Raw genomic sequence first — 14465 nt, 5'->3', positions numbered from 1 at the left:
TTTTTGTGGACCAGGTATCAAGAATGGCTTTGAAGCAAACCGTGACCGTCAGGTTTTTGCCCGGTTTGGTACGCAGGGGATGAAGCACGGGGGAGAGGTAAATCAGGTGTCGCCACCTGATTTAATAGCCAGATGAAGGTAGGTTTATTTTCCCCACAAACGGCGGGAATTGTCTTCGATCTTGCCGCTTAAACGGCGCTTTTGCATCGTTCTGGTCCAGCTTTTTGATAACCCAGCAGCCGACAGTAAACGGTGATATTGCGAATCATCAAACGGCATATGCCAGGCGATAGCAATGGCCTCCCGCACGCTGACGTCGCTCACGCGTGACGCCAGGATCAACGGCGCGTCTGCTGACACCTGACCAGGCGCGATGACGCTACACAGCCAGCCTGTCTTACCTGCATCCTGCATCTGGCTGGCCATATCGCTGATGCCAAAATGGAAATTTAACTTAAAGCACGGCGAGCGCGGCTGCGTGACCTGAATCAGCGCCTCTCCCCACTGGAAAATGTCGCCAATATACACATTATCTTCAGTCAGCCCCTCAGTAGAGAGGTTCTCACCAAACGCGGGGGCGACAAATAGCTCCGCTTGCTCCGGAAACGCTTGTCTCCAGTGCTGATAGTGTTCACGCGGATAGTGACACAGCGCGCGATCCGGCCCGCCGTGAATTTTCGTTTCCGCTTGTTCATCCCCCGTCAGCCCCAGTTCGGTCAGCATCAACTCACCGTCAATCTGGACTTTAGCAATCGCGCTGGGACGGCTTCCCGTGTAGTCCCGAACTTTGCCTGTAAAAACATCGACCGGATATCGCATCTGTTCCCTCTCCCGATAAATTTCCCCCATTACACCACATTTATTTTACCCCAGTCGCTCAAAATGAGAGCACGGTTCACATGAAACTTAGGGACACATGCTATCAATGTAATCTGGTTTTGAAACATCATTTCAAATAAGGAGTCGACAACGTGACTGGTCAATCGCAATTTGCTGGCGTCTGGTGTCCTTCCATTACGCCAATGGACAATGATGGCAAGATCGATCTCAACGGTCTAAGCCAACATCTCAAACGCCTTACCGAGGCCAAAATCGACGTGATTTTGCTGATGGGCAGCATCGGGGAATTTGCCTCCTTCACGCTCGAAGAAAGACTGCTGCTGATCCGCGAGGCCCGCGCCATGAGCTCGCTGAAGATGGTCGCCAACGTCTCATCCACCTGCCAGAATGATGTTTTATTGATGGCGCAGGAAGCGTATCGCTCAGGTTTCGATGCCGTGATGATCCTGCCGCCCTACTACTACGGACAAACGGCGAAACAGCTGCTGAGCTACTTCCGTCAGTTGGGGCAGAAACTCAGCGGCAAATGGTTTGCTTATAACTTCCCGGCACGCACCGGCTGCGATTTAACCCCCGAACTGGTAGCCACCCTCGCCGCCGAGTTCCCGAATTTCGCTGGCATTAAAGACACCGTCGACTGCCAGTCCCATACCCGCAGTATGATTCAGACCACCCGCGCCGTGCGGGAGGATTTTGCCGTGCTGTCCGGCTATGACGAATACTACATTCCCAACCTGTTAGCAGGTGGCGCGGGGATTATTTCAGGGTTGAACAACGTCATGCCGGAACTGTTTGTCAGCGCGCGGGAAGCGTTCAAACAGGGCGACCTGGCAGCGCTTCGCGATATTCAGGACCAGATTGGCACCTACATGTCCATCTATGCCATCGGCGAAGATTTTGTCACCACCATCAAAACCGTGGTATCGCGTAAGTTTGGCTATTGTACCAGCGTGTCACGTAATGCCGGTGGAGAGTTGAACGAGAGTGAGTGTCGAACAATCGATGAGGTGTTTGTCGTCAAAGGGTAAATAATTAAGCCGGATGGTGCAGACCATCCGGCTTAAGAGACTTACTTCACGGTGCCACGAATATCAATTTCTGCCGCCCTTGCTTTGGCCCTTTTCGACCAGATAGACGTGATAATCGGCACCAGAATGGAGGTCACAATCACCGACGTGGCGACCAGGGAAGTTGCTGCCGGTGCCATCGGTTTAAATGCCGGAACCATTTCAGCAATCAGCACAGGCGTAGCAACCGCCGCCCCCGCAGAACTGGAAGCGGCAATCCCCGCCGTACCATCGCCACCACCAATCAGTTTATCGGCGATAATCAATGGAATACCAGTGATGATAATCACCGCCACGCCCAGCAGAATACCCAGCACGCCGGTCTGCGCAATCACGCTCAAATCAATGGTGTTACCTAATGCGAAGGCAAAGAACGGGATCAGCGTCTGCACCGCTTTGCTGAAGAACTCCCGCAGTTCAGGGTCCAGATTCCCCAGCGCAAAGCCAATCAGGAACGGCAATACCGCACCAACAAATACGTGTGGTTCAAACGACGCGATCCCGGCGGTTCCCAGAATCACCATGGTCATCAGCGGGCCAGACTCCAGCGACATCAGGACAAACGCCCCGGCCTCTTCTTTGGTGCCGTACTGCTGCATAATCGAGGCATACAGCCCGCCGTTGGTCATATCCATCGCGGCCACCAGCGCCAGCGTAGACAACCCAGCAAAGAATCCGACCTCTACACCATGTTCCGGCAGAATGCGTGAAGCAATCGCTGCAACCACCCACGCCACCAGAATCTTGGTGATGACTAACGTACCTGATTTACGCAGCACGGTGCCGGTGGCGCTTAGCTTGATCGACGCCCCCATGCAAAAGAACCAGACTGCCAGGATAGGCACCGTACCGGTGATCATACCGTTGGTAAAAGAACCGAAATATTTCCCGGCGCCGGGGGAAAAGGTATGACACAACGCGCCCAGGAAAAGCGGCACCAGCATCATACCGCCTGGGATTTTCTCTATCGTACGTTTGATCTGCATTTCCATCACCTGTAGACATAAAAATGGGGCAATTTTTATGGGCGATTGCATCTTGCTTTGAGATGCGCCCGTCTTGATGAAAAGAAGATAGACATTCATAGAGACTATAAAAGTGATCCCACTCGCATAATAAAACCTTGTTTCAATTTAAGTGGATCATTGTTTTTATATTGAGTTTGATCACAAAAAAACCCCACAAGCATCGCTTGCAGGGCTTTGTTAAAGCGTAGATCTTATTTTTTTGCTGCGAAACGCGCGGCAGCTTCGTCCCAGTTCACGACGTTCCAGAACTCTTTGATGTAGTCCGGGCGACGGTTCTGGAATTTCAGGTAGTAAGCGTGTTCCCAAACGTCCAGGCCCACGATTGGGAAACCGGAAGCGCCAGAGATAGCTTCACCCATCAGCGGGGAATCCTGGTTGGCGGTGGAAACAACAGCCAGTTTGTCACCTTTCAGAACCAGCCACGCCCAGCCGGAGCCAAAGCGGGTTGCCGCTGCTTTTTCAAATTCAGCTTTGAAGTTGTCAACGGAGCCGAAGTCACGTTCGATAGCCGCTTTCAGGTCGCCCTGCAGCGTAGTACCGGTTTTCAGGCCTTTCCAGAACAGGCTGTGGTTAGCGTGACCGCCCGCGTTGTTACGCAGTACGGTTTTCTTGTCTGCTGGCAGTTGATCCAGTTTGGTGATCAACTCTTCAACGGACAGGCTGGCGAATTCAGGCAGGCTTTCCAGCGCAGCGTTGGCGTTATTTACGTAAGCCTGGTGGTGTTTGGTGTGGTGGATTTCCATCGTCTGCTTATCGAAGTGCGGTTCAAGGGCATCATAAGCGTACGGCAGGGATGGCAGTGTATAACTCATAATCATCTCCAGTATTGTCGGGCGGCCAGTGTTAACGCCGCGTAAGCAGTTGGGTCATTATAGTTAATTAAATGATATTGAAAATGATTATCAATGCCGTACTTTTTACAGGGTTTTAATGAATCAAACCCATTGTTAAAGATGTGAGCCGAATCACCCACTTAACGTGATAATTGCCAACATGCGCAAAAGGGCGGCAATCGTCAAAAGGTTAACCACCTGCGTAATTTTTAAACTCGTTAGGTCGGAGGGGTCATTACCGACGATAAAAAATAACGAGGATTAAGTCATGAGTAACGCGATTACGATGGGTATCTTTTGGCATTTGATAGGGGCAGCCAGTGCCGCCTGTTTCTATGCCCCGTTCAAGCAAGTCAAACATTGGTCATGGGAAACGATGTGGTCGGTTGGCGGGATCGTCTCCTGGATAATCCTGCCGTGGACCATCAGCGCCATGTTACTTCCCGATTTCTGGGCCTACTTCAGCTCCTTCAGCCTCTCCACGCTGGCGCCGGTATTTCTGTTTGGTGCAATGTGGGGGATTGGCAATATCAACTATGGCCTGACCATGCGCTATCTCGGTATGTCGATGGGTATCGGGATTGCGATAGGTATTACGCTGATTGTCGGCACGCTGATGACCCCGATTATCAACGGCAATTTTGATGTACTGATCAATACCTCTGGCGGCCGCATGACGCTGCTTGGCGTACTGGTCGCGCTGATTGGTGTGGGCATTGTTACCCGTGCCGGTCAGTTAAAAGAACGCAAAATGGGCATCAAAGCGGAAGATTTCAACCTGAAAAAAGGTCTGGTTCTGGCCGTCATGTGCGGTATTTTCTCCGCCGGGATGTCCTTTGCGATGAACGCGGCGAAACCGATGCACGATGCCGCCGCCGCGTTGGGCGTCGATCCGCTGTATGTCGCCCTGCCTAGCTATGTGGTCATTATGGGCGGTGGCGCGCTTGTTAACCTGGGCTTCTGCTTCATTCGTCTGGCAAAAGTGAAGAACTTGTCGATAAAAGCCGACTTCTCGTTAGCCAAACCGCTGATTATCACCAACGTGCTGCTCTCTGCGCTTGGTGGCTTGATGTGGTATCTGCAATTCTTCTTCTACGCCTGGGGCCACGCACGTATTCCGGCGCAGTATGACTATGTAAGCTGGATGCTGCACATGAGCTTCTATGTTCTGTGCGGCGGGATTGTCGGTCTGGTATTGAAAGAGTGGAAAAACGCGGGTCGTCGTCCGGTCAGCGTGCTAAGCCTCGGCTGCGTAGTGATCATTGTCGCGGCAAACATTGTCGGTCTGGGAATGGCCAGCTAAGCATGCTGAGTACTGAGATGACGCCACTGGCTCGGCGTCATCCCGGTTTCCCGCGTAAATACCACCGAAAAGTAGTTACTGTCCTCAAAGCCGCAGCGCATGGAAATCTCGCTAATCATCAACCGACTATGTTTGAGCAGATACTGCGCATGGCAAACCCGCACCTGGCGGAGATACTGGTTGATGGTCATCCCGGTCTGGCTGCGAAACTGCTGGCGCAAAACGCGCTCGCTGCATTGTTCGCGCTCGCAAAACGTATCCAGTTCAAACGCATGCTCATGGCTACCGGCTAACGCGGTGATCAGTTTATCCAGCAGCGTTTCACTCGAGGTCGCCGGGAGCGTATCCGTGGCATAACGATGCCGCTTAAGGTGTGTCACCAACTGCCCGAACAGCAGCTCAGCCATGGTAAAAGCCTGTGCATCACGTTGATTACTTTCATGTTCAAGCTGGCTTATCACCTGTCGGACCTGGCTCATGCCAACGCTGCCGAGTCGCCAATGCGGCTGCCTCGGCGTACCGTTAAATCCGGGGATCGCCCCTTGCCAGTCAACATTCAGCGTCAACCGCTCCGGGCAGTAGATGATATTTTGCAACACCAGGTCGTTCACAGAGGTGTAGGAGTGTTTATCTTCGGCGCGAATGTAAAACAGATCGCCACGGGTTATCCGGTACGGGCGATCGTTAAGGACATGCAGACCATTACCGCGCCAGACCATAACCAGCTCGCAAAACTCGTGGGTATGCTCAGCAAAGACATCCTGCGGATAACGGTCAGCCACGGCCACAGCCTGCTGCTCATGCGCAAAGAAGTCTGATTTCAGAAGGACCAGATGATTCGCCATCACAATATTCCCTGTCGGATGGCGGCTACGCCTTATCCGACCTACAGATTACGTGACACGTAGGCCGGATAAGGCGTAGCCACCATCCGGCGTTAAGGGACATGATTATCTGAGATTCGGCGGTAAAAAACGTTGATAGCTTTCGCGTTACTGGAGGCGGCTTGCCACAACGAGATCGCGCCCCTGACGAATATCGCGTGGTGACCACTTGAACTCACGACGAAAAAGCGTCGAAAAGTGGTTACTGTCGCCGAATCCGCAGAGATAAGCGATGTCTGTCACGCTGTCATCACTGTGGCGAAGCAGATGCCGGGCCTTGATCAGCCGCAAGCGGTTAAGGTAGCGCTGCGGCGTCAATCCGGTTTGCTGTTTGAGCTGGCGATGCAGAGTGCGCAAAGAGAGGGAAAACTTCTCGGCCACCGCCTCCCAACACACCTCGTCGGCAAAGTTATCTTCCAGCCACGCCAGCAGGAGGTTAAGCCGCGCGTCGTTATCGGTCGCTGCTTCCATCAGGCTGCTTTTACGCAGCAGCACCAGCAGTTGCATAAACAGGATCTCGCGATTTGCCGCCGTTGGTGTATCCATCCCCTCACCGAGCGCTTCCATCTGCCCCACCAGTTGTCGAATCTGCTGCAACACCCCCTGATTCACCCGCCAGTGGGAGGGATACTGCCCGTTCTGTTCCTGAGGTAAAAGCTGATTCAGCCCAGCCAGAAATTGAAACGCATCCGGGGAGCGATACAACACATTGGTCAGGCACAGATTGTCAGTATGTTCATATAAATGCCGGTCATGATCGCGAACGAAACACACCGTACCGCCGCTGATTGTGTAAGGCTGCCCGTTGAACACATGGATCCCCGTTCCATGTTCGACCACCACAATTTCATGAAAATCATGATGATGCTCTGGAAACGCAGGTTGAGGAAGCCGCGGTTCAATAGCCACTGGCGCTTTACCTGTCGGAAAAAAATCCACGCAATGCAATACCGTCATGATGACATCCTTCCCGATCAAATGAACATGGCTGAATAGTAATTAAGGGTTATCACCCTCACCTTAAATTTTTGACGCCAAAGTGCGTAAACACGGTCAATTCTTCAAGAAATGGCGGGAAAGATCGCGAATTGCGGAAGGCGTCACATCCGCTAAAACAGGTCCTATTAATAGAAATTGTGAACAGCGTCACGTTCACCTTTGCCATGTTGCCAGCCGCTAATTGTGGCTGTCACTGTCAAGAAGGTACGCTTTATCTGGGGTTCTTAGACTGAGTGCAATAAAACTCAGAAGGACCTCACTATGACTTTTCGCCATTGTGTCGCAGTCGATCTCGGCGCATCCAGTGGGCGCGTAATGCTGGCGCGTTACGACAGTGAACACCGCTCCCTGACGCTACGTGAAATCCACCGCTTCATGAACTGCCTGCAAAAAACAGACGGTTTTGACACCTGGGACATCGACAGCCTGGAAAACGATATTCGTCTTGGCCTGAAAAAAGTCTGCGATGAAGGCATTCGGATAGACAGCATCGGCATTGATACCTGGGGCGTGGATTACGTTCTGATCGATAACGTCGGTCAACGTGTCGGTCTGCCGGTCTCTTACCGTGACAGCCGCACGACCGGCATTATGGCGCAGGCGATGGAGCAGCCGGGTAAAGGTGAAATTTACCGCCGTAGCGGCATTCAGTTTCTGCCCTTTAACACCCTGTATCAACTGCGTGCGCTGGTTGAACAGCAGCCAGAACTGCTCCCGCAGGTGGCCCATGCCCTGCTGATCCCCGACTACTTCAGCTTTCGCCTGACCGGCAAAATGAACTGGGAATACACCAACGCCACCACCACCCAGCTCGTCAATATCAATACCGACGACTGGGATGACACACTGCTGGCGTGGACCGGGGCAGACAAAGCCTGGTTTGGTCGCCCGACGCATCCAGGGAACGTGATCGGCCACTGGATTTGCCCACAGAAAAACCAAATTCCGGTTGTCGCCGTCGCCAGTCACGACACGGCCAGCGCGGTCATTGCTTCTCCGCTGGCCGACAAAAACAGCGCCTATCTCTCTTCCGGGACCTGGTCGCTGATGGGCTTTGAGAGCAGAACACCGTATACCAACGATGCGGCGCTGGCGGCGAATATCACCAATGAAGGCGGCGCGGAAGGACGCTACCGTGTCCTGAAAAATATTATGGGGCTGTGGCTGCTCCAGCGCGTATTAAAAGAGCGCCAGATTACCGACCTGCCAACGCTTATCAGCCAAACGCAAGCGCTGCCGGCCTGCCAGTTCCTGATAAACCCGAACGACGATCGCTTTATCAACCCCGACGATATGAGTGCAGAAATTCAGGCAGCATGCCGTGAATCAGGCCAACCCGTTCCCCTGCAAAACGCCGAACTGGCGCGCTGTATCTTCGACAGCCTGGCGTTGCTGTACGCCGACATCCTGCAAGAACTGGCACAACTGCGTGGTGCAGCATTTAGCCAACTGCACATTGTCGGTGGCGGCTGCCAGAACACCTTACTGAACCAGCTATGTGCGGATGCCTGCGGTATTCGCGTGATGTCCGGGCCGATTGAGGCTTCCACGCTCGGCAATATTGGCATCCAGCTGATGACGCTGGACGAGCTGAACAACGTCGATGATTTCCGTCAGGTGGTGCGCGCCAACTACGAATTGACCACCTTCATTCCCAATCCTGAAAGTGAAATTGCCCGCTACCAGGCGCAGTTTCAATCACTACGACAGACAAAGGAGCTTTGCGCATGACCACTCAACTTGAACAAGCCTGGGAACTGGCAAAACTGCGTTTCGCCGCGGTAGGCATTGATGTCGAGGCGGCCTTACGCCAGCTCGATCGTCTGCCGGTCTCCATGCACTGCTGGCAGGGCGATGATGTCGCCGGTTTCGAAAATCCGGAAGGCTCGCTCACTGGCGGTATTCAGGCTACCGGTAACTATCCGGGTAAAGCGCGTAACGCCACCGAACTGCGGGCCGATCTGGAGCAGGCGCTGAGCCTGATTCCTGGTCCAAAACGTCTGAATTTGCACGCGATCTATCTGGAGTCTGATACGCCGGTTGCCCGCGACCAAATCAAACCTGAGCACTTTAAAAACTGGGTGGTGTGGGCAAAAGCGAACCAGTTAGGGCTGGATTTCAACCCATCCTGCTTCTCACACCCGCTGAGCGCCGACGGTTTCACGCTGGCGCACGCCGACGACACCATTCGCCAGTTCTGGATCGATCACTGCAAAGCCAGCCGTCGCGTCTCGGCGTATTTTGGCGAGCAGTTGGGTACACCATCGGTGATGAACATCTGGATCCCGGATGGCATGAAAGACATCACCGTTGACCGTTTAGCGCCGCGCCAGCGTCTGCTGGACGCACTGGACGAAGTGATCAGCGAGAAACTCGACCCGGCGCACCATATCGATGCCGTCGAAAGCAAGCTGTTTGGCATCGGTGCGGAAAGCTACACCGTGGGCTCTAACGAGTTCTACATGGGTTACGCCACCAGCCGCCAGACCGCACTGTGTCTGGATGCGGGCCACTTCCATCCGACTGAAGTGATCTCCGACAAAATTTCCGCCGCCATGCTGTATGTGCCGCGCCTGCTGCTGCACGTCAGCCGTCCGGTGCGCTGGGACAGCGATCACGTGGTGCTGCTGGATGATGAAACTCAGGCGATTGCCAGCGAGATCGTTCGCCACAACCTGTTCGACCGCGTACACATTGGCCTCGACTTCTTCGACGCCTCCATTAACCGCATCGCCGCGTGGGTGATCGGCACCCGCAATATGAAAAAAGCCCTGCTGCGCGCGCTGTTAGAACCCACCGAGCAACTGCGTCAGCTCGAAGCCAGCGGCGACTACACCGCACGCCTGGCCCTGCTGGAAGAGCAAAAATCGCTGCCGTGGCAGGCCGTCTGGGAGATGTATTGCCAGCGCCACGACACGCCTGCGGGCAGCCAGTGGCTGGACAGCGTGCGCGCTTATGAAAAAGAGATTTTGAGCAAACGTAGCTAACCGTGACGCCAGGCTTGTAGGCCGGATAAGACGCCCCGCGTCGCCATCCGGCAAAAAATGAAACACGATTGCCGGATGGCGCTTCGCTTATCCGGCCTACGTAAGACCCGATAACGTTCGGGCAATAAACAGGAACACCGAACATGCAAAAAATTACGACTTCCTGGTTCGTCCAGGGGATGATCAAAGCCACTTCTGATGCGTGGCTGAAAGGCTGGGACGAGCGTAATGGCGGCAACCTGACGTTGCGTCTTGATGAAGCAGATATCGCGCCGTTTAGCGCCGATTTCCACGAAAAATCACGCTATATTGCGCTAAGTCAGCCGATGCCGCTGCTGGCAAACACACCGTTTATCGTCACCGGTTCCGGTAAGTTTTTCCGTAACGTCCAGCTCGATCCCGCGGCAAACTTGGGCGTGGTACAAATAGACAGCGACGGTGCGGGCTACCACATCCTCTGGGGCCTGACCCACGAGGCCGTGCCGACCTCTGAACTGCCGGCTCACTTCCTCTCTCACTGCGAACGCATTAAAGCGACGAACGGTAAAGACCGCGTGATCATGCACTGCCATGCCACCAACCTGATCGCTCTGACCTACGTACTGGAAAACAACACAGCGCTGATTACCCGCAAGCTGTGGGAAGGCAGCACCGAGTGCCTGGTGGTGTTCCCGGATGGCGTTGGCATTCTCCCGTGGATGGTGCCGGGTACAGATGAAATTGGTCAGGCTACCGCCGAGGAAATGCAGAAACACTCGCTGGTACTTTGGCCGTTCCACGGCGTGTTCGGAAGCGGACCTACCCTCGACGAAGCGTTCGGTTTGATAGATACCGCAGAGAAATCCGCCGAAGTTCTGGTCAAAATCTTTTCGATGGGCGGTATGAAGCAGACCATCTCACGTGAAGAGCTGGTCGCACTTGGCAAACGCTTTGGTGTTACGCCGCTGGCAAGCGCCATAGAGCTGTACTGATACCTCCCAACGCAACGCCGGATGCGGCTTCGCCTTTCCGGCCTACAGGATTTTATTATTAAGGAGAATAATGATGAGCTTTATGTTGGCACTGCCAAAAATTAGCCTGCATGGCGCCGGCGCGATTGCCGATATGGTGAATCTCGTGGCGAATAAACAATGGGGCAAAGCGCTGATCGTCACCGATGGTCAACTGGTAAAACTGGGCCTGCTGGATAGCCTGTTTGCCGCGCTGGATAAACATCAAATGTCTTACCACCTGTTTGATGAAGTATTCCCGAACCCGACAGAAGAGCTGGTACAGAAAGGGTTTGCGGCCTATCAGGGCGCAGAATGTGACTACATCATCGCCTTCGGTGGCGGCAGCCCGATAGATACCGCCAAAGCGGTGAAAATCCTGACAGCCAACCCTGGCCCTTCTACCGCTTACTCCGGCGTGGGCAAAGTGAAAAATGCGGGCGTCCCGCTGGTCGCCATCAACACTACCGCCGGTACGGCAGCAGAGATGACCAGCAACGCGGTCATTATCGACTCTGCCCGTAAGGTTAAAGAGGTGATCATCGACCCGAATATCATCCCGGACATCGCTGTGGATGATGCCAGCGTCATGCTGGAAATCCCGGCCTCCGTCACCGCCGCAACCGGTATGGACGCCCTGACCCACGCGGTGGAAGCCTATGTTTCCGTTGGCGCGCATCCGCTCACCGACGCTAACGCGCTGGAAGCGATTCGCCTGATCAACCTGTGGCTACCAAAAGCGGTCGACGACGGTCATAACCTCGAAGCTCGTGAGCAAATGGCGTTTGGTCAGTATCTGGCGGGGATGGCATTTAACAGCGCTGGTCTGGGTCTGGTGCATGCGCTGGCGCACCAGCCGGGCGCAACCCATAATCTGCCACACGGCGTCTGCAACGCCATCCTGCTGCCGGTAATCGAAAACTTTAACCGTCCGAACGCCGTGACGCGCTTTGCCCGCGTGGCGCAGGCAATGGGCGTCGATACCCGTGACATGAGCGATGAAGCGGCAAGTATGGAGGCCATCAACGCGATTCGTGCACTCAGCAAGCGTGTTGGTATTCCTGCGGGCTTTAGTTCCCTTGGCGTGACGAAAGAGGATATTGAAGGCTGGCTGGATAAAGCGTTGGCCGATCCGTGTGCGCCGTGCAACCCGCGCACCGCCAGCCGCGACGAGGTCCGCGGGCTGTATCTGGAGGCGTTATGATCCGCAAGGCCTTTGTGATGCAGGTGAATGCCGACGCGCACGTTGAATATCAACGTCGGCACAATCCCATCTGGCCAGAGCTGGAAGCGGTGCTGAAAGAGCACGGCGCCCATCACTACGCGATTTATCTCGATCAGGCGCGCAATCTGCTGTTCGCCACCGTTGAGATTGAGTCCGAAGAACGCTGGAATGCCATTGCCAGCACCGACGTTTGCCAACGTTGGTGGAAGCATATGCGTGACGTAATGCCAGCAAACCCGGACAACAGCCCGGTTAGCGCAGAGCTAAAAGAAGTGTTTTATTTACAGTAAGTTATATGCCCGGTGGCGCAAGCTTACCGGGCATATGGTTTTATTTTTTGTAGGTCGGATAAGCGATAGCGCCATCCGGCAATTCAATTTTGCTCAGAAACCAGAATCGCCTGGGTGTCAGGCTCCAGCGCTTTAAAAATATGCGCCCGATCGGCGGGGTAACAAATATAGTCCCCCTCACATAACTCCTCCGGCGCTTCCGTCAATCCTACCATCGCCTTACCCTGCGTCACGATGATGTGTTCAACCGATCCAGGTGGATGCGGCTGTGAAATACGATCCGCGCCCGGCTGTGTCAGCAGCAGATAGATATCCCGCCGCGCCCCCGGCGGGCAGGCGGCCAGTAAAATGGCCTGGTAGTGGGCCTGCTCGGCCACCACCTTTGTTCCTTCGCCGCGTCGAATCACCTGCGTTTTTTGTTCCTGCGGCTCCAGCAAGCGAGCAAAGGGAATATCTAACGCCACACACAGCGACCAGAGCGTTTCCAGGCTAGGATTGCCATTGCCCGCTTCCAATTGCGAGAGTGTCGATTTTGCAATCCCTGCGCGACGGGCAATCTCTGCCAATGACAAACCGGTGCGCTGACGTTCACGCACAAGGCTTTTCGCGATCATACTGATGGGCTGGGTCATTCACGACTCCATGTTCTCTATATCGAACGATTCGTTCGACTTGTAATATTAACTGGTCGCGTTCATTATAATGGAAATTCGTTCGATATGGCTAAAACGGTATGAAACATTATTTTTCCAGTCTCAAAGGCGACACGATAAAAGCAATATTTTTAGTCTGTCTGGCCGTCGGCGTAGTCGGCATGTCATACGGCTCGTTGGCGATGGCCTACGGCTTCCCGCTGTGGGTGCCGTTTGTGCTTTCGATTACGGTACTGGCGGGTGCGTCCGAGTTTATGTTTATCGGCATCGTCGCCAGTGGCGGTAACCCACTGGCGGCTGCGGCTGCCGGCTTACTGGTCAACGCACGACACGTGCCGTTTGGCGTCACGGTGCGCGATCTGGTGGGCTCGCGGGCTGCGAGTTTCCTCGGCTGTCATATCATGAACGACGAAAGCGTAGTCTTTGGCCTGTCGCAAAAAACGCCCGAACAACGTAAAGCCGCCTTCTGGCTGTGCGGTCTGGGCGTCGCGCTTTTCTGGCCTGTTGGCACACTGATCGGCGCGGGCGTCGGCAAACAGCTCCCCGCCCCGGAAACCATCGGTCTGGATGCTGTCTTCCCTGCAATTTTATTAGCCTTAGTGGTCCCGGCCTTTAAAAACCGCACCACGCTGATTCGCGCCTGTAGCGGCGCCGGGTTGTCGCTTGCCGCCATCCCCTTTGCGCCGGTCGGTTTACCTGTTTTGCTCTCACTGTTTGGCTTACTGACGAGGAAAAAATAATGGGCAACATGACGCTGTTTATCGTCGGTATCGCCATGTTATCTCTGGGAACATATTTAATGCGTTTAGGAGGAGCGAAGCTTGGGAGCCGTTTAGCGTTCTCGGAACGCTCGCAGGCGCTGCTTTCCGACGCCGCAACGGTATTACTGTTCTCCGTTGCGCTGGCGACTACCTTTTACGAAGGCGAACACTTCGCTGGCATGGCGCGCGTGCTGGGCGTGGCTTTTGCGGTATTTCTCGCATGGCGCAAGATGCCGCTAATCGTGGTGATCGTCGCTGCCGCAGTGGTGACCGCATTGCTGCGAATGGCGGGTATAAACTAAAAAAGCGCCTCAAGGGCGCTCTTTCGACAGTACTAAGGTATCTTATTTCAGCAGTTCGGCGGTCATGTGCACGCGGTTACCGGTGTATGCCTGAGTGATTTTGTAATCGCTGGCGCCTGCACGTTCAGCCTGAGCGGCGATTTTTGCTTCAGCGCTTTCCAGCGTAGAACCGGTTGCGGTCACTGTCTGAGCAGCGAAAGAACCGAAAGAAGTAGCCAGAGCGATAACTGCGACAAAAGTTTTGATGCTTTTCATGATATAAACCCTTTAACTTAGTTGTTTGAGTAAGGCACCGTGCCTTGAT

16 protein-coding genes are annotated in these 14465 nt (G+C 54.3%); 9 read left to right on the top strand and 7 right to left on the bottom strand.

What is annotated here, in order from left to right; translation table 11 throughout:
• Window positions 1-144: 144 nt before the first annotated feature.
• Window positions 145-819: a 6-hydroxyaminopurine reductase gene (gene yiiM, locus OGY67_RS14290; protein ID WP_020996113.1), complete on the bottom strand. Its 675-nt coding sequence runs from the start codon at window positions 817-819 to the stop codon at window positions 145-147.
• 152 nt (window positions 820-971) lie between these two features.
• On the opposite strand from yiiM, the gene OGY67_RS14285 reads away from it, so the two are divergent.
• Complete coding sequence (locus OGY67_RS14285) at window positions 972-1868, top strand: dihydrodipicolinate synthase family protein (RefSeq protein WP_286574078.1); 897 nt, start codon at window positions 972-974, stop codon at window positions 1866-1868.
• Window positions 1869-1909: 41 nt separating this feature from the next.
• Here OGY67_RS14285 and kdgT read toward each other — a convergent pair whose 3' ends face one another.
• Both kdgT and sodA read right to left on the bottom strand, forming a co-directional pair.
• On the bottom strand, window positions 1910-2893 hold the full coding sequence (gene kdgT / locus OGY67_RS14280; RefSeq protein ID WP_020996114.1) for a 2-keto-3-deoxygluconate transporter: 984 nt from the start codon (window positions 2891-2893) through the stop codon (window positions 1910-1912).
• A gap of 233 nt (window positions 2894-3126) precedes the next feature.
• Complete coding sequence (gene sodA / locus OGY67_RS14275) at window positions 3127-3747, bottom strand: superoxide dismutase [Mn] (RefSeq protein ID WP_003825239.1); 621 nt, start codon at window positions 3745-3747, stop codon at window positions 3127-3129.
• 289 nt (window positions 3748-4036) lie between these two features.
• Between sodA and rhaT the strand changes: the two genes are divergently transcribed.
• Window positions 4037-5071, top strand: a complete 1035-nt coding sequence (gene rhaT, locus OGY67_RS14270) for an L-rhamnose/proton symporter RhaT (RefSeq protein WP_003825242.1) — start codon at window positions 4037-4039, stop codon at window positions 5069-5071.
• Here the strand turns inward: rhaT and rhaR are convergent.
• The gene (gene rhaR, locus OGY67_RS14265; protein ID WP_008787014.1) at window positions 5068-5916 is read right to left on the bottom strand and encodes an HTH-type transcriptional activator RhaR; all 849 of its coding nucleotides are present in this window, start codon (window positions 5914-5916) and stop codon (window positions 5068-5070) included. The two genes, rhaT and rhaR, sit on opposite strands and share 4 nt — an antisense overlap.
• Window positions 5917-6063: 147 nt before the next feature.
• Window positions 6064-6912 (bottom strand): HTH-type transcriptional activator RhaS, encoded by an 849-nt coding sequence (gene rhaS / locus OGY67_RS14260; RefSeq protein ID WP_153687756.1) that lies wholly within the window; start codon window positions 6910-6912, stop codon window positions 6064-6066.
• Between the two features lie 303 nt (window positions 6913-7215).
• Here rhaS and rhaB point away from each other — a divergent pair, with 303 nt between their 5' ends.
• The 5 genes from rhaB (at window position 7216) to rhaM (ending at window position 12445) form a co-directional block, all read left to right on the top strand.
• Window positions 7216-8685 carry a rhamnulokinase gene (gene rhaB, locus OGY67_RS14255; RefSeq protein WP_060683050.1) on the top strand — a complete coding sequence of 490 codons (1470 nt, stop codon included), beginning with the start codon at window positions 7216-7218 and terminating at the stop codon, window positions 8683-8685.
• Window positions 8682-9941, top strand: a complete 1260-nt coding sequence (gene rhaA, locus OGY67_RS14250) for an L-rhamnose isomerase (protein ID WP_286574077.1) — start codon at window positions 8682-8684, stop codon at window positions 9939-9941. Before rhaB ends, rhaA begins: the two co-directional genes overlap by 4 nt.
• Window positions 9942-10084: 143 nt before the next feature.
• Window positions 10085-10912, top strand: a complete 828-nt coding sequence (gene rhaD / locus OGY67_RS14245; RefSeq protein WP_286574076.1) for a rhamnulose-1-phosphate aldolase — start codon at window positions 10085-10087, stop codon at window positions 10910-10912.
• Window positions 10913-10985: 73 nt separating this feature from the next.
• Complete coding sequence (gene fucO / locus OGY67_RS14240) at window positions 10986-12134, top strand: lactaldehyde reductase (RefSeq protein WP_286574111.1); 1149 nt, start codon at window positions 10986-10988, stop codon at window positions 12132-12134.
• The gene (gene rhaM, locus OGY67_RS14235) at window positions 12131-12445 is read left to right on the top strand and encodes an L-rhamnose mutarotase (protein WP_048237090.1); all 315 of its coding nucleotides are present in this window, start codon (window positions 12131-12133) and stop codon (window positions 12443-12445) included. Before fucO ends, rhaM begins: the two co-directional genes overlap by 4 nt.
• Before the next feature lie 83 nt (window positions 12446-12528).
• Here rhaM and OGY67_RS14230 read toward each other — a convergent pair whose 3' ends face one another.
• Window positions 12529-13077 (bottom strand): helix-turn-helix domain-containing protein, encoded by a 549-nt coding sequence (locus OGY67_RS14230; RefSeq protein ID WP_286574075.1) that lies wholly within the window; start codon window positions 13075-13077, stop codon window positions 12529-12531.
• A gap of 101 nt (window positions 13078-13178) precedes the next feature.
• Here OGY67_RS14230 and OGY67_RS14225 point away from each other — a divergent pair, with 101 nt between their 5' ends.
• Window positions 13179-13838 carry an AzlC family ABC transporter permease gene (locus tag OGY67_RS14225; RefSeq protein ID WP_286574074.1) on the top strand — a complete coding sequence of 220 codons (660 nt, stop codon included), beginning with the start codon at window positions 13179-13181 and terminating at the stop codon, window positions 13836-13838.
• Entirely contained in the window at window positions 13838-14161 is a 324-nt protein-coding gene (locus OGY67_RS14220; RefSeq protein WP_003825260.1) for an AzlD domain-containing protein, read from the top strand. Before OGY67_RS14225 ends, OGY67_RS14220 begins: the two co-directional genes overlap by 1 nt.
• A 42-nt stretch (window positions 14162-14203) precedes the next feature.
• On the opposite strand, the gene OGY67_RS14215 is transcribed toward OGY67_RS14220, so the two are convergent.
• Window positions 14204-14416, bottom strand: coding sequence for a YdgH/BhsA/McbA family protein (locus OGY67_RS14215; protein ID WP_003825262.1), 213 nt, complete (start codon window positions 14414-14416; stop codon window positions 14204-14206).
• Window positions 14417-14465 lie beyond the last annotated feature (49 nt).

This window comes from Citrobacter sp. Cpo015, from assembly GCF_030333035.1.
Lineage (GTDB): Bacteria > Pseudomonadota > Gammaproteobacteria > Enterobacterales > Enterobacteriaceae > Citrobacter > Citrobacter portucalensis.
This window is presented reverse-complemented; position numbering and strand designations above follow the sequence as displayed.

Coding starts and splice junctions, on each gene's coding strand:
- yiiM (WP_020996113.1), bottom strand. CDS start 819: ATGCGATATCCGGTCGATGTTTTTACAGGCAAAGTTCGGGACTACACG.
- rhaD (WP_286574076.1), top strand. CDS start 10,085: ATGCAAAAAATTACGACTTCCTGGTTCGTCCAGGGGATGATCAAAGCC.
- rhaR (WP_008787014.1), bottom strand. CDS start 5,916: ATGGCGAATCATCTGGTCCTTCTGAAATCAGACTTCTTTGCGCATGAG.
- rhaM (WP_048237090.1), top strand. CDS start 12,131: ATGATCCGCAAGGCCTTTGTGATGCAGGTGAATGCCGACGCGCACGTT.
- OGY67_RS14215 (WP_003825262.1), bottom strand. CDS start 14,416: ATGAAAAGCATCAAAACTTTTGTCGCAGTTATCGCTCTGGCTACTTCT.
- kdgT (WP_020996114.1), bottom strand. CDS start 2,893: ATGCAGATCAAACGTACGATAGAGAAAATCCCAGGCGGTATGATGCTG.
- rhaA (WP_286574077.1), top strand. CDS start 8,682: ATGACCACTCAACTTGAACAAGCCTGGGAACTGGCAAAACTGCGTTTC.
- OGY67_RS14220 (WP_003825260.1), top strand. CDS start 13,838: ATGGGCAACATGACGCTGTTTATCGTCGGTATCGCCATGTTATCTCTG.
- rhaS (WP_153687756.1), bottom strand. CDS start 6,912: ATGACGGTATTGCATTGCGTGGATTTTTTTCCGACAGGTAAAGCGCCA.
- sodA (WP_003825239.1), bottom strand. CDS start 3,747: ATGAGTTATACACTGCCATCCCTGCCGTACGCTTATGATGCCCTTGAA.
- fucO (WP_286574111.1), top strand. CDS start 10,986: ATGAGCTTTATGTTGGCACTGCCAAAAATTAGCCTGCATGGCGCCGGC.
- OGY67_RS14225 (WP_286574074.1), top strand. CDS start 13,179: ATGAAACATTATTTTTCCAGTCTCAAAGGCGACACGATAAAAGCAATA.
- OGY67_RS14230 (WP_286574075.1), bottom strand. CDS start 13,077: ATGACCCAGCCCATCAGTATGATCGCGAAAAGCCTTGTGCGTGAACGT.
- rhaB (WP_060683050.1), top strand. CDS start 7,216: ATGACTTTTCGCCATTGTGTCGCAGTCGATCTCGGCGCATCCAGTGGG.
- rhaT (WP_003825242.1), top strand. CDS start 4,037: ATGAGTAACGCGATTACGATGGGTATCTTTTGGCATTTGATAGGGGCA.